At 40.0% G+C, this 14,831-nt stretch carries 8 protein-coding genes; all 8 read left to right on the top strand.

From position 1 onward, the window contains the following. The first annotated feature begins 371 nt into the window (after positions 1 to 371). Positions 372 to 1,292, top strand: a complete 921-nt coding sequence (locus MXE38_RS01590) for an NAD(P)-dependent oxidoreductase (protein WP_246910415.1) — start codon at positions 372 to 374, stop codon at positions 1,290 to 1,292. A gap of 190 nt (positions 1,293 to 1,482) precedes the next feature. Next, positions 1,483 to 1,749, top strand: coding sequence for a hypothetical protein (locus MXE38_RS01585; protein WP_246910413.1), 267 nt, complete (start codon positions 1,483 to 1,485; stop codon positions 1,747 to 1,749). Between the two features lie 1,571 nt (positions 1,750 to 3,320). Further along, positions 3,321 to 3,971 carry a fructose-6-phosphate aldolase gene (fsa, locus tag MXE38_RS01580; protein WP_246910411.1) on the top strand — a complete coding sequence of 217 codons (651 nt, stop codon included), beginning with the start codon at positions 3,321 to 3,323 and terminating at the stop codon, positions 3,969 to 3,971. 362 nt (positions 3,972 to 4,333) lie between these two features. Continuing rightward, positions 4,334 to 6,436 (top strand): hypothetical protein, encoded by a 2,103-nt coding sequence (locus MXE38_RS01575; RefSeq protein WP_246910408.1) that lies wholly within the window; start codon positions 4,334 to 4,336, stop codon positions 6,434 to 6,436. Positions 6,437 to 6,903: 467 nt separating this feature from the next. Next, a complete protein-coding gene (gene tkt / locus MXE38_RS01570; RefSeq protein WP_246910406.1) occupies positions 6,904 to 8,895 on the top strand; it encodes a transketolase in 1,992 nt (663 codons plus the stop codon). 563 nt (positions 8,896 to 9,458) lie between these two features. Then, entirely contained in the window at positions 9,459 to 11,123 is a 1,665-nt protein-coding gene (locus tag MXE38_RS01565; protein ID WP_246910403.1) for a CYTH domain-containing protein, read from the top strand. A gap of 488 nt (positions 11,124 to 11,611) precedes the next feature. Then, positions 11,612 to 12,778 (top strand): phosphoglycerate kinase, encoded by a 1,167-nt coding sequence (locus MXE38_RS01560; protein WP_246910399.1) that lies wholly within the window; start codon positions 11,612 to 11,614, stop codon positions 12,776 to 12,778. Between the two features lie 253 nt (positions 12,779 to 13,031). Further along, a complete protein-coding gene (gene fbaA / locus MXE38_RS01555; protein ID WP_246910396.1) occupies positions 13,032 to 14,114 on the top strand; it encodes a class II fructose-bisphosphate aldolase in 1,083 nt (360 codons plus the stop codon). Positions 14,115 to 14,831: the final 717 nt, after the last annotated feature.

The following is a 14,831-nucleotide window of genomic DNA, read 5'->3' as shown; positions in this document are numbered from 1 at the left end:
GACCAAACTTTAAAGTGCATTCTTCTTGCCAAAACCGCATGATTATACAGCAATAGTTCAAGAGCATATTACTATAGTGAAAAATTTTTAGGCCTCCCTCATACTAGTATTTTAATGGCCAGATAATGATAAACACAGTTAAACTAATAGCTCTAAAGGGCCAAAATAAGGCAAAGTCTTGATATTCTTCCCAAAGAAAGGAGCCTTAAATTTCGAGAGAAAAATGCGTACTTATCAAACAGATAAAATTTGTCATCTTTCTAATAGAGTAATACTAAGTAATCGCAATTATTAATCCTAGATAAGCTTTTTGCATAGTAGTATGATAGGGAGCATTAGATACCTTATTGAGCAACATGTAGGATGCAGTCATGGACATTAAAAAAATTGGTTTCATTGGTTTAGGCGTTATGGGTGCACCAATGGCTGGTCACTTGTTAAAAGCTGGCTATGAGATGCATATTTATACTCGAACCAAAGCAAAGGCCCTGGAGCTAATTGAGCAGGGTGCTAAGTGGTTTGATAGTCCATTTGAGTGTGCTCAAGACTGTGATGTGGTAATTTCTATTGTTGGTTTCCCAGAGGATGTACGTCAGGTTTGGATGTCTCCAATTAATGGCGCTATCAAGGGAATGAAGAAAGGTGCTATCGGTGTAGATATGACCACTTCTTTACCTGACTTAGCTGTAGAGATTTATAATTTTGCCAAAGCCCGTGGCGTGCACATTTTAGATTGCCCTGTAACTGGTGGTGATATTGGTGCTAAGAATGCTACTTTAACCATGCTTTGTGGTGGTGATAAGGAAGATTTTGAAGCTTTAGCTCCAGTATTTAAGGTTTTAGGCCCTCGTGCTGAGCACTTTGGCCCTATTGGCAATGGTCAGCTAGCTAAAGCTTGTAACCAAATTGCTGTTGCTTCATCCATGTTCTCTACTTGTGAGTGCATTGTATTTGCCAAGCGTATGGGCCTTGATGTGGAGCAAACTATTAATACCTTACAAGGTGGTGCAGCAGGTTCCTTCTCATTAAAGAGCTATGGCCCTCGTATTATTAAGGGTGATTTTGCTCCTGGCTTTAAGATTGCTCACTTTATTAAAGATTTAGATATTGCACTTAAGGTATGTAGCCATAAAGGTATTAGCTTACCTGGTGTTGATTTGGCTCGTAAGGCCTACGGCATGCTAAAAGATATGGGTCATGGTGAACTTGGAACTCAAGCTCTTTACTTGTTCTATTCATCTTCTATGATGCCTGATAGTGGCGAGCCTTTAGTATCAGCAGATCAAATGTAAACTAGCAGATTGCCCTGCTTATACCAAATACCAAAGCACTATAGGTGCGATAAGCTCCTATCTAAAACTAACCACAGCTTAACAGTGTTCTTTAGTTTTAGGATAGGGGTTTTTTATAGTTAAGACATAGAAGTTAATCAATATCAACGCTTAACACATAAGGATAATTTTCAATAAAGGAGTGATTTGAATGTCTTATGTAAAGGTTATTCACGAAGTAAAAAGACATGAGGTTGAAAATAAATGGGTACTTTGTTTCCAATATTGTAAGTATGTCTATGATGCTAATACTTCTGAAACAGGGTATAGATTTATGTGGAGACAACCTAATGGAAAGTTACTATCTGCAAAAGGACAAGCTAGAATCCCTAAAATGTCAGATATACTTTATTTAGTTAGTAAAGCTATGGAACAAGGGTGGGGAAATTTAGAGGAAAAAGAAGTAGATTTAAAATAATGTGAATAAGCCGTTAATGTTAATGTTAATAAAAGCCTTTTTCTTTTCGAAAAAGGCTTTTTTATCGGATAGTAGATTGACTTTAATATTCGCTTATTAGCGTTTTTTGCTAGGAATAAAACCAACGATATTAGCAGTTTCATCGTCTGAGTCTTTAAAATTTAAAGATCTTAGATTATGATTATCTATCTGTGCACTCATCGCTAATGCGTATGTATGTGTGTGTACTGCCTTTAGCAATGTTCATTGATTAAACATTTACTGAAAGTATAGTGTTCTTGCTTCTCACTAGCAACTTAAAGGCAAGGCACTGTCAGATGATGACAAGAAGTCAGTAAGCTTATCCAAGCTTATGCTTTTCATTTTTTTCTAGTAAATTTCACCTTGTAGTTTGCTTAGTAACATACTTGTGTTCCATGTGAGCATAGGTCAGGCTCGTGCGCCTTTATGGTCAAGCTGTGAGCCTTAATATGTTGCAGGTAAGCTCAATTCCTTTGTAGTTTGCTTGCTAATAGACTGCTGCCTCTTAAAAGCTAAGAGAGGATAGCCCCTAAGTCATTATGCTTGATTAATGTTGTGAGTAAACTAAAGCCCATTGTAGTTTTTAGTAGCATGCTTTAGCTCTTGTTTTGAGCTTTAGTAGGCCTTGTGCGCCTTGAAATTGTTGCTAGAAATTACGCAAATTTTTGTAGTTGCTTAGTACCAAGCTTTAGTCATTTTTAGATGGCTTTAAGGCCAAAATTTTGGCCCTGTCCTTAGCCTCAAGGCTAAGGTCAAGGTCAAGGCCAAAGCCTTGGGCCTATGGCTTGGCTGAGCAAAGTGCAGGGAAGAACTTTGCTGTAGCTTGGCAAAAAGGCTGGATGGTCAAGGGGCGGGCGGGCTTGAATAAAGGCACTTAGACTATCGTTTTTGGGGGTGGTTTAGAAATTCCGTAAACGTTTGTTGTCATGGTGGCGCTGTAGAAGGATTGGCCTTGAGATTTGATGGCAATAAGATTTTCTAAATTTTTGTTAAGCCTGATAATAAAAGACTTAATAAAAATCTTTATTTAATAACTTTGATTATTGTACATCGTGATATTAATCAAAGTCTTAAGTTAACTTAATGGGTCATTAGCATTGGTTAATTAAGATGAGTTTTATCTAAGATCATATGGTTTGTTTTCTTGTTCTAAAACGGTTGCGATTTTGGTGCTTGTGCCTATGAATTTTAGGGATTTTTCTCCGTGTTCGTGCACAAAATAAGAAAAAAAGCGATCTAGCTCACGTAACTAAGATATTATTGAGGGTTTTTATCAATTAATGGTTTAAGATGCTTTTATCAGCCAAACAGATAAAAGCTATCAAGTTAGCTACGTGGTTGTCTGAACAGATTTTTAATTAGGCCTGCTCTTAACTAAATAGACAGGCGTATGCTAAACAATGACACGTATTGTGATGTTAGCTGTACTCTAGTAATTTATGGTTAGTAGTTATTAAGATTTACTAGAGCAAATAATTTAAATTATATTTTTAATAAACCTTATAACTTAAGTTATAGGTTTTTAAATTGATGAAATAATGGGAGATGTCATGCGTTTTTTCATTGATACTGCAAATGTAGAAGATATCCGTAAAGCTAATGATATGGGTGTTATTTGTGGCGTTACCACTAACCCAAGCTTAATTGCAAAGTCTGGCCGTGATTTTAATGAAGTTATCAAAGAGATTGCTTCTATTGTTGATGGTCCTATCAGCGGTGAAGTTAAGCCAACTACTTTAGATGCTCCTACTATGATGAAAGAGGCTCGTGAGATCGCCGCTATTCACCCAAATATGGTAGTTAAGATCCCTATGACTGTTGAGGGCTTAAAGGCTTGCCATATGTGTAAAGTTGAAGGCATTAAGACTAACTTAACCTTGATCTTCTCTGCTAACCAAGCTTTATTAGCTGCTCGTGCTGGCGCAACTTACGTATCTCCATTCTTAGGTCGTTTAGACGATATCTCCATGCCAGGTATCGACTTAATCCGTCAGATTTCTGATATCTTTGCTGTAGGTGACATTGACGCTCAAATCATTGCCGCTTCTGTACGCAACCCAATTCACATCATGGATTGTGCCCTTGCTGGTGCTGACATTGCTACTGTTCCATACAATGTAATTGAGCAGATGACCCGTCACCCATTAACTGACCAGGGCATCGAGAAGTTCCAGGCTGACTATCGTAAGGTATTTGGTTAATACCAAGCTCTAAAGCTTAAAAAATATCAATCTATGTCTAAAAAGGCCGATCTTTAGATCGGCTTTTTTTGGCAATTAAGCTACAATTTAGTGGCTTTCTTTATACTGTCTCTGACATTGGGGAGACAGATTGTTATAGATTGTTAATGTTTATAAACCATCCCTCTCCCCAATGTCAGATAAGTAGTCACCTTTTATTAGCCTAGAGTTAATCTTATTTAAATAAGCTAATAGTAGCGACTTAACATCCACCTAGTGTGCGTATTTAAGAAATTGGCACAAATTAGGTAGTAATGATTGTCTTGGTAAGGAAAGTATTTAAAGTTTTGCATTAATGATTTCTTAAGCCCTAGGGGAACACCATGGAATTAAACAAGAAGCGCATTGCTACTATCGGAGCTGCAGCAGCGGCCATTGTAGTGTTAGCAGGCGGTTATGCTGTTAGTTTTGCTAACTATTCATCTACTTTAGAAAAGGCTCGTTTAGGTATTGAGCATTTTGTTACTCAAAGCGTTCAAGCTGAACCAGGTACCATTTCAGTAGAATTTTATGAGCCAAAAGCTGGTTTGTTTAGTCACGATGTTACCTTAGTTGTTACTGATGGTGAGGATAGCTTTAAGCTTCCTATGACTATTGGTGCTGGTTATGCAAGCTATAGCATTGATCTTGATTTAGTAAACTCCAAAGTAAACCAAGAAAATGCCCTTAAATACTTTGAGCTTAATGATTTAACTAAGCTTGAAGCTTACGGTAAGGTAAGCTTAATCTCTGGCCAGTTAAACTTCACCTCTAATATTTCTTTCTTAAATAATTCCCAAGCTCTTGAGGCTAAAGCTCATGCTCTAGCCTTTGATCTTTTCCAAAAAGAAAAAGCAGAGCAAGCCCTTCAAAGAGCCAAGATTGCTAAAGCCAAGCAAGATGCAGAGGCTGCCAAAGCCTTAGAAAAAGCCAAAAAAGACGCTCTTAACGTAACCTTAGAATCAAGCCGCGCCAAAGCCAAGGCCCAAGCCGCCGCCCAAGCCCAGGCAGCTGCCCCAGCAGCCGCTGCTGCTCCAGCAGCCCTAGCTGCTGAGCAAGCTGATGTTGCCTCCCATGCTGAGGCCATGGAAGCTCAAGTACTTGCTATGGACAACTTAAGTGAGCAGCAAGCTAGCGACCAACAAGAAATTGATTCTGTTGAGACTATTAAGAACACCCCAGTGACCGCTGATATGGACACCATGGGTGCAGCAGCTGAGGTCGAGGCCCAAGCACAAGCTCAGGCCCAGGATCAAGAGCCATCTCAAGAGCCTGCTCAAGACCTTGAAAATAGCGTAGCTTCAAACGATGATTCTGGCATTGAAATTAGAGAGCTTGATGAGAGCGAAATTACCAAGCTTGAGGATCATGCTCATGCTCATGTTCAGGCTGTAGAGCCAGTACAGGAGGCTGCACCAGAGCAAGAGCTTGCTCAAGAGGCTGTTCCAGAAGTAGTACAGGAGTTAGCAGTTGATCCTAACTACGATATTGCTTTAGATGATTTAGTGCCTGATCCAGTGCCTACTGTTACTTACAAGTACGACACTTCATTAACTATGGATGAGAACTTAGCTGCATTAAAGAAGATGCAAGAAATGGCTGTGATCAATGATCAGGCTAAGGATGAGGCTAAGTTAGCATCTTTAGCTGAACAAGAGTTTGCTAAATTAAAAGAGCAGGTAGGCTATAAGAGCGTAGGTAATGCCTCTATCAATATTGTGGTAGATAGCGACGAAAATGTCCACTCCTCTGTTTATGTTGATAGCTACCATAAGGCAGGAGTTGGCTTTAATAACTTAAATGTTTATAGCGAAAGTCAGGGTATTTTAAACATTGCTAATACAGGACGTACTGAAATGTCCCTAGGTTCTGCTTATGATGTTGCTTACCCAACTTTGGCTGCTATTGAAAATGTCTTATTAAAGCTTAAGAGCTCTCGTCCAACCAAGAGCGGTAACTTCTCTTTAGATTATGCCTTTAAGGCAGATAGCTTTGATAGCTACAAGTATGTAGATGTTTCAGGTAAGTTAAATGGTCTTAATATAAAGCTATTTAATAGCGAAGACATTCTTGAAACTTTCGTACATATGATTAAAGAAAATGGTCTAGAGTTAAGTGCTAACAAGGGCTCTAATTATTCAGTAGCTTCTTTTGTTCGTCCAGATGAGTACACTGATCCTCAAGCTAAGGACATTAAGATTGATTTTAATGGCTCTTTAGCTTTCCCTAAGGGTGAGGACTTCAATCTATTTTTCTCCTTACCACAAGGTAAAATTAACTTTAGTCTTGATGCTCAGGCTGATTTAATTGCAGATCCTAACTTTATTTATGATCAGGATGTAATTAAGGGCTTTACCATCAAGGATGGCAAGTCATATGGCTCTATTGAGTTTGTACAAAAAGATGGCTTCCCAACTATTTTAGTTAATGGCCAGGATATTTTTTAATGAGTGAGCACAATCAAAGGTTGCGCCACACTCATAGCCTTTATAGGTTTAATGCTTAGCCATGAGCTCAACGCTTAAGGTTAAGATGCAAGCCCTATTTACATAGGGCTTAGCAACTCACCCCTAGTCGTAAGACATTTTTTTAAGGGGTGAGTTATTTTGTGTAAAACGAGAGCAAAGAACTTAATTAAATGCTAAGAAAACACAGCGTTTTTTATATTAATAGGCATTTAATTAAAATCTTTGTTTAGTCAAGCTTGTCTTTTTGCTAAAAATCTCTAAGCTAGCTAAGTCTTTTTAAGGTTTGGCTACTAAAGACAAGAGCTGTCAGTGTAGTTAGAGTTTTATAGCTGTTCCTATGCTGACTATTAATCATTGTTTAACAATGGTTTTTTGTTTTAGTTTTCTATGTTGATTTTGGTTTAATTTTCTAAGCCACAGTACATTTGTTCATCCTAGGAGTTAACATGTCACAATATCAGCAACTAGCTAATGCGATTCGTGCTTTAAGCATGGACGGTGTTCAAAAGGCCAACTCTGGCCACCCAGGTGCTCCACTTGGCATGGCTGATATGGCAGAAGCCTTATGGCGTGGTTTCTTACACCACAATCCAAAGAACCCACATTGGGCTAACCGTGACCGTTTTGTCTTATCAAATGGCCACGCCTCAATGCTTATCTACTCTTTATTACACTTAACTGGCTATGATTTAAGCATTGAAGATCTCAAGAATTTCCGTCAATTAGGTTCTAAGACCCCAGGTCACCCAGAGTATGGTGATGTACCAGGCGTTGAGACTACTACTGGTCCTTTAGGTCAAGGTTTAGCTAATGCTGTTGGCTTTGCCATGGCTGAGCAAATGTTAGCCTCTGAGTTCAACCGTGATGGTATGAACATTGTTGACCACTACACTTATGTATTCATGGGTGATGGTTGCTTAATGGAAGGCATTTCTCATGAGGCTTGCTCTTTTGCTGGTACCTTAGGCTTAGGTAAGTTAATTGCTCTTTACGATTCCAACGGTATTTCTATCGATGGTGAAGTAAAGAACTGGTTTGCTGATGATACTGCTAAGCGCTTTGAGTCTTACCACTGGCACGTTCAAGAGGTTGACGGCCACGATGGTGAGGCTTTACGTAAGGCTATTAAGGCTGCTCAAGATGAAAAGAGCCGTCCTTCTATCATTATCTGCCACACCAAGATTGGTAAGGGCTCTCCAAACAAGGAAGGTAAGGAGTCTTCTCACGGCGCTCCATTAGGCGTTGATGAGATTGCTTTAACTCGTAAGGCTATTGGCTGGGAGTACGAGCCTTTCTTTATTCCTGAGGAGATTTATGCTCAGTGGTCTGCTGTTGAGTCTGGCGCTAAGCTTGAGCAAGAGTGGAATGCTTTATTTGATCAATACCAAGCTAAGTACCCAGAGTTAGCCTCTGAGTTCAAGCGTCGTATGAGCGGTGAGTTACCATGTGACTTAGCTGCTAAGGCTGCTGCTTGGGCTAAGGATTTACAAGCTAACCCAGTTTCTATCGCTACCCGTAAGGCTGGCCAAAACGCTTTAGACTTCTTTGGTGCTTTATTACCAGAGTTAGCTGGCGGCTCTGCTGACTTAGCTCCATCTAACCTCACTATGAATAAGGCTTCTAAGTCCTTATTACCTCATGCTATTCATGGTAACTATGTACACTGGGGCGTACGTGAGTTCTTAATGTGTGCTGCTATGAACGGTATGATGTTACATGGTGGCTTCCGTCCATATGGCGGTACTTTCTTAATCTTTTCTGAGTATGCACGTAATGCTATTCGTATGTCTGCTCTTATGAAGATCCCAACATTATTCGTATTTACTCACGATTCTATCGGTGTTGGTGAGGACGGCCCTACCCACGAGCCAATCGAGCAAACCCCATCTTTACGCTTAGTTCCAAACTTAGACACTTGGAGACCATGTGACCAAGTAGAAACTGCTGTAGCTTGGACTCATATGATTGAGCGTAAGTGCGGCCCATCTGATGTAGTATTAAGCCGTCAGAACCTAGAGCAAATGCCACGTACTGATGAGCAGGTAGCTGCTATTGCTAAGGGTGGTTATATCCTCAAGGATTGTGAGGGCACCCCAGATTTAATCTACATCGCTACTGGTTCTGAAGTTGCCTTAGCTTTCCACGCTGCTGAGCAATTAGCCTCAGAGGGCAAGAAGGTACGTGTAGTATCCATGCCTTGCTGCGAAGTATTCGATCGTCAATGCCCAGAGTACAAGGAGCAGGTATTACCTAGCGCTGTTCGTGCTCGTGTTGCTATTGAAGCTGGCGCAACCACCACTTGGTACAAGTATGTTGGCTTAGATGGTAAGGTATTAGGCTTAGATCACTACGGTGCTTCTGCTCCTGCTGGTGAGTTATTCAAGAAGTACGGCTTCACTGTTGAGAATGCTGTTGCTGTAGCAAAGAGCTTATTCTAATAGTCAAGTTTTAGATAATGGCCTGTGCAGACTTTAAAAGGTCTGCCACCTTTAAAAAGTCCCTAATTAGTTTGCTAGTTAGGGACTTTTTTGTTTAACAACAACTTAAGTTGCTGCCCTTAATTCTTAATTTCTGCCATTAATATGACTTGCTTAGTTAAGCAAAATAATGGGCCCTTCTAAAAATATCTCCCAAAAGAGATCATACAAGTGCACAATAATATGATGAGATTCTAAATTTTGTAAAAAGGCCTGCAACGGAAAGCTATTAACAGAAAATTGATAATCTTGTATAGGAAAAATGGTGTAACTTACGCATAAAAGCAAATAAACGGCATTTATAGCTAATAAGTTTATATCTATAATTATTTAAATTTTTTAAGAAATTGCTTTTATAGCCAGTTTTATAGAGATTGCAGGAAGGTTGAATCTTTGCTATTTTGGCAGTATTGCTCTGAACTTTGATAGAGAGCTTCATGCTTATTATGTGCTATTGCCCACAATAATTCGGTTGTTAGTATTTAGTGATATATTATTATTAGCTCATTAATTTTGAGGTGGCTATGAATGCAAAGGTAGATTTTCTAAGCAATATTGAGTGTGAGTATAAGTATGCTTTAAATAAGCAATATGCTGATACTTTCATGGCCGACTTATGTACTAAGTTCAATGAGATGATATTGCTCGCATATCATGCATTACCACAAGAGTATGCCGCCAAGCACTCTATTGAGGAATTTAAAGCTGATATTTCTAAGTTACGTCGTGAAAGCTTGTCTAATGATTACTTTGATACTAAGGATGATGAGCTTTTTAAAGAATATCGCATGGGCTTAAGACTTCGCCGCTCTGATAAGTTTAAGGGAGTGGAGCAAACTATTAAGTTTAAGTCTAAGAGTGTTATGTCTAGCGCTGCCCATACTCATGCTGAGTTTAATGCTAGAAGTGAGCAAGACTTAGAAAAGCCTGATTTATCTTTATTTGAGCCAGGCCAATTACCTGAGGGTATTGATCAAGTTTTAGCTGGTAAAGACTTATTATGTAAGTATCAGACAAATTTTGAGCGTCAAAGCCTTGTCTTTACTTTTCCATACTTTATTAATTTTGAAGTAGCTGTAGATGTTGGCAGTATAGCTTCTGGCAAGTGCGTTAGCGAAATTAGCGAAGTTGAGTTCGAGATTAAGAGCATAGATGAGGACTTTTTAAAGGATAACCTCAATAAGCGTATTATTGATTTGGATGATATTCGTTTTGAATTTTGCACTTTAATCAATGAGCTCTTATTACTAGTCTCTGGTGCTCCAACTGTATTTGCAGAGAAAGAGCCTGATAAATATAAGTCCATTACCTTAGGTCAACATGGTCGTTATTGTGTAGCTTCTGATCTTGATTACACTGGCTTTGAAAATTGTCAGTCTGGTAGCCATGATGTCATGATTAATCAAAGCCAAGAGCAGCTTATTAGCTCTATGCCTCTAAAAGAGGGTGGCTTAATTGCTATGGAGCCACTATCAAAGCTTCGTCGTGCTGTTATTCTTAAGGCTTTTGCTCAGGACAATCCTGATATTTCTCTTCCTACCTCTAAGAGCGATAAAGTATTATTATCAGTCTCAAAAGGCACTCGTGTTGATTTAGAGGCCTTTAAAGATGCTTTAAACTGCTATAAGCGCACAACTAATCCAACCATTGAGCTTTATAACCAAACCTCATATGTGATTACTGATGCTTTTAATGTTGCCGTAGGCTTAGCTAACTTATTAGGCACTCAAGAGCATCTTAAGGATTTAGGCTTTATTGTTAGTGAAATCATTGATTTTGCTTGCAATCATAAGAAGTTCCGCATTCCAGAAAAGACTAAGTTGTTTCATCGCTCCTTATGTCAGGATCCTGATTTGCGTGATTTGAGCATGCTCATTGTTACTGAGTGCTCTAACATGTATTTAGAGTTTAATATTAAGATGTGGTTTGAACCATTCTTAAATACTTATAACGAGCTATTAGCTAGTGAAGAGGGCTTAAGTGCTGACAAGTTTAAAGAATTATCTCGTTCTTTAGTTAATAATAGTCAGTCCATTAAGACTTTAGAGTATATAGATCGAGCAAGTTATATTCTAAAACGTAAGTCTAAGTTACTAAATTTCGATCCTACAGAGGATTACAAGCATATAGCTCTGTCTACCCAATACCATTTAAGACAGGCTTGGAACTCAATTGCTATTGCTTATTAAATAATTACAGGGCCAAATATCTAAGATGTTTGGCCTTTTGTTTGTCAGCTAAAACACCAACCTAAAACGGCCACTTATTAGCTTAAGATTAACTTTTGATTAAATAGTATAAAACTAGATCTAATATAGTTGTTTACTGACTTTGTCCAGTATTGGTGAGCCTATAGAATTGAGAAAAATGTGCTATAATATGCACGCAAAAGAGCGATGCCAAAGCTTAAGATTGCTAATATATTTAGCTATCTACTAGATATAATAGTTTGGTATCAATTCTCTAAAAGCAGCTGTTTTTTCCTGATCTAAATAAGGGCAATCAGTTTTTCATTTCTGTGTGTGGCAGACTATAGTACAAGCTATAACTTAACCGCAGAAGACCTAGACTATTCACTAAGTTTTAGCTAGGTACGTTGATCTCTTACCATTAACCATAATTGATAGTTAATGGTAGTAGCGTCGAACACAATATTTTATTTTGAGGAATAATCATTATGGCAGCAATCAAGAAGATGGCCGACCTCGACCTTCAGGGCAAGCGTGTATTTATCCGTGCTGATTTAAACGTTCCAGTAAAGGACGGCAAGGTTACCTCCACCGTACGTATTGAGAGCTCTTTACCTACCATTAAGTTAGCTCTTCAAAAGGGTGCCAAGGTTATGGTTACTTCTCACTTAGGTCGTCCAACTGAGGGCGAGTATGCTGAGGAGTTCTCCTTAAAGCCTGTTGTTGAGGTTATGAATGAGCTTTTAGATTGCCCAGTTCGCCTTGTTAAGGATTACCTCGATGGCGTAGAGGTTAACGAGGGTGAAGTTGTTGTTCTTGAGAACTGCCGTTTCAACAAGGGCGAGAAGAAGAACGACGAGACTTTAGCTAAGAAGTATGCTGCTCTTTGCGACGTATTCGTAATGGACGCTTTCGGTACTGCTCACCGTGCTCAAGGCACTACTTATGGTGTTGCTCAGTACGCTCCAGAGGCTTGTGCTGGTCTTTTAGTTGAGAAAGAGTTAGATTCCTTAGCCAAGGCTTTCGAGAACCCAGTTCGCCCAATGTTAGCTATCGTTGGTGGTTCTAAGGTTTCTACCAAGTTACCAGTTTTAGAGTCCTTATTAAAGGTTGCTGACCACTTAGTTGTAGGTGGTGGTATTGCTAATACCTTCATTGCTGCTGAAGGCCACAAGGTTGGTAAGTCCTTATGTGAGGTTGACTTAATTGAGAAGGCTAAGGAGTTAGCTGCTCAGACCTCTATTCCTAAGTTTGAGGACGTAGTTGTTGGTAAGGAGTTTGACGCTGCTACCCCAGCTACTGTTAAGGATTTAGCTGACGTTGCTGATGACGACATGATTTTCGACTTAGGCCCTAAGTCTGTTGCCAACATTTGCGAAGCCATCAAGAATGCTAAGACCATTATTTGGAACGGCCCAATTGGCGTATTCGAGTTCGATCAATTCGCTAAGGGTACCGAGCAGATGGCTAAGGCTATTGTTGAGTCTGGCGCATTCTCCGCAGCTGGTGGTGGTGACACTATTGCCGCTATTGAGAAGTTCGGCATCAAGGATAAGATCACTTATATCTCTACCGCTGGTGGTGCTTTCTTAGAGTTCTTAGAGGGCAAGAAGTTACCAGCTGTTGAGATCTTAGAGAAGCGTGCTGCTGAATAATTAAGCACCTGAAAAAGGCGGTTTTTTTTCCAAGCTTGTACTTGTTAAATTACCGCCAGCTCGCAAGATGCGTGCTAAAATACAACTAGATGTTTTGTGTGCATCATTGCGGGCTTTTGATCGCAATAACGGAAAAGGCTTTAAATAGCATAAAATAGTGAGTGTGTGCACTGTGCCTATTTAAAGAATTTTTATCTTTAAATCGTATATAATATAGAGCGTTCTTTTAACGCCTTATTTAGGATTAAAGTAAATGACTAAGATTTTAGATGTTGTACAGCCAGGTGTGTTAGTAGGTGATGACCTCCGTAAGTTATTCGCTGTAGCAAAAGAGAATGGTTATGCTTTCCCTGCTGTTAACTGCGTTGGTACCGATTCTATCAATGCTGTTTTAGAGGCTGCTGCTAAGGCTCGTTCTGCTGTTATCATTCAGTTCTCTAATGGTGGTGCTTCTTTCATTGCTGGTAAGGGCTTAAAGATTGATCGTCCTCAAGGCAATGCAATCTTAGGTGCAGTTTCTGGTGCTTTACACGTTCACAACGTTGCTAAAGAGTACGGTGTTCCAGTTGTTCTTCACACTGACCACTGTGCTAAGAAGTTATTACCATGGGTTGATGGTTTATTAGACGCTGGTGAGGATTACTTTGCTAAGAATGGCAAGCCATTATTCTCCTCCCACATGTTAGACCTTTCTGAGGAGTCCTTAGAGGACAACGTAGCTACCTGCTGCAAGTACTTAGAGCGTATGTCCAAGATGGGCATGACCTTAGAGCTTGAGCTTGGCTGCACCGGTGGTGAGGAAGACGGCGTTGATAACTCCGATAAGGATGAGTCTGCTTTATACACCCAGCCACAAGACGTAGCATATGCTTACGAGCAGTTAATTAAGATTTCTCCAAACTTCACTATTGCTGCTTCTTTCGGTAACGTACACGGTGTTTACAAGCCAGGTAACGTAAAGTTAACCCCAACCATCTTACGTGATTCTCAGAAGTATGTTGCTGAGAAGTTCAACACTGAGAGCAAGAAGCCATTAGACTTAGTATTCCACGGTGGTTCTGGTTCTACTGAGGCTGAGATCGCTGAGTCCGTATCTTACGGTGTAATCAAGATGAACATCGACACCGATACTCAGTGGGCTTGCTGGAAGGGCATCAAGGAGTACTACGAGACCAACAAGGACTACTTACAGGGTCAATTAGGCAACCCAACTGGTCCAGATGCTCCTAACAAGAAGTACTACGATCCACGCGTATGGTTACGTAAGGGTCAAGAGACCATGGTTGACCGTGTATTAGAGGCTATGAAGCAATTAGGTTGCTGCGATTCTTTATAATCGATAGTCCCAATACAATTTATCTTAGGCCCTCATTATAGTGCCTAAAAAGGAAGTTTGCCGCCCCACAGCGGTAAGCTTCTTTTTTTATGCCCTCACACTCCGCTGCGCACAGCTGCGCTGCGCACAGCTCAGCTCCACTGCGTTCCACTGCGCTGGCTGCGCTCAGCTCTGCTAAGCAGCACTTAGCTGTGCTGCTGTCGCTCAGCTCCACTGCGCTGGCTGCGTTCAGTCCACTGCGTTAAGCTTCACTTCACTTCACTTCACTCCAGTCCACTCCGCTGCGTTAAGCTTTGCTTTGCTTTACTGCGCTAAGCTAAGCTGCACTGTGCTTAACTCCTCTACGCTATGTATACACTATGAATGACTGCTCATCGCTTAACTGTAGCTTTTCTCCTTTTATTTGTGCTCAGAATGCTTAAGGTTTATTAATGCTCATATGAGATGCTTTCAAAGGCACTCAGCTGCACAAAGCTGCGTTTGTTCCAATCGCTACAATACGCTTATGTGTGCAGCTGTCGATTGTTGATGTAATCTTGGCTAATTGCTAAGAATAGACAGTCCAATAAGGTAATGCCTATCTGTCGAAGCTATAGACCTTACCTTTAACTTACTGATCTTTATTGTGTATTTTTTCAGATGGTTTGTGTTAAGAGTGGGGTTAGCTTGCTAAATTAGCTGGTCAAGATAGAGCGGTCATGCTTTTAGGATTTAGTC

The sequence above is a fragment of the Anaerobiospirillum sp. NML120448 genome, from assembly GCF_023050945.1.
Taxonomy (GTDB): domain Bacteria; phylum Pseudomonadota; class Gammaproteobacteria; order Enterobacterales; family Succinivibrionaceae; genus Anaerobiospirillum.
This window is presented reverse-complemented; position numbering and strand designations above follow the sequence as displayed.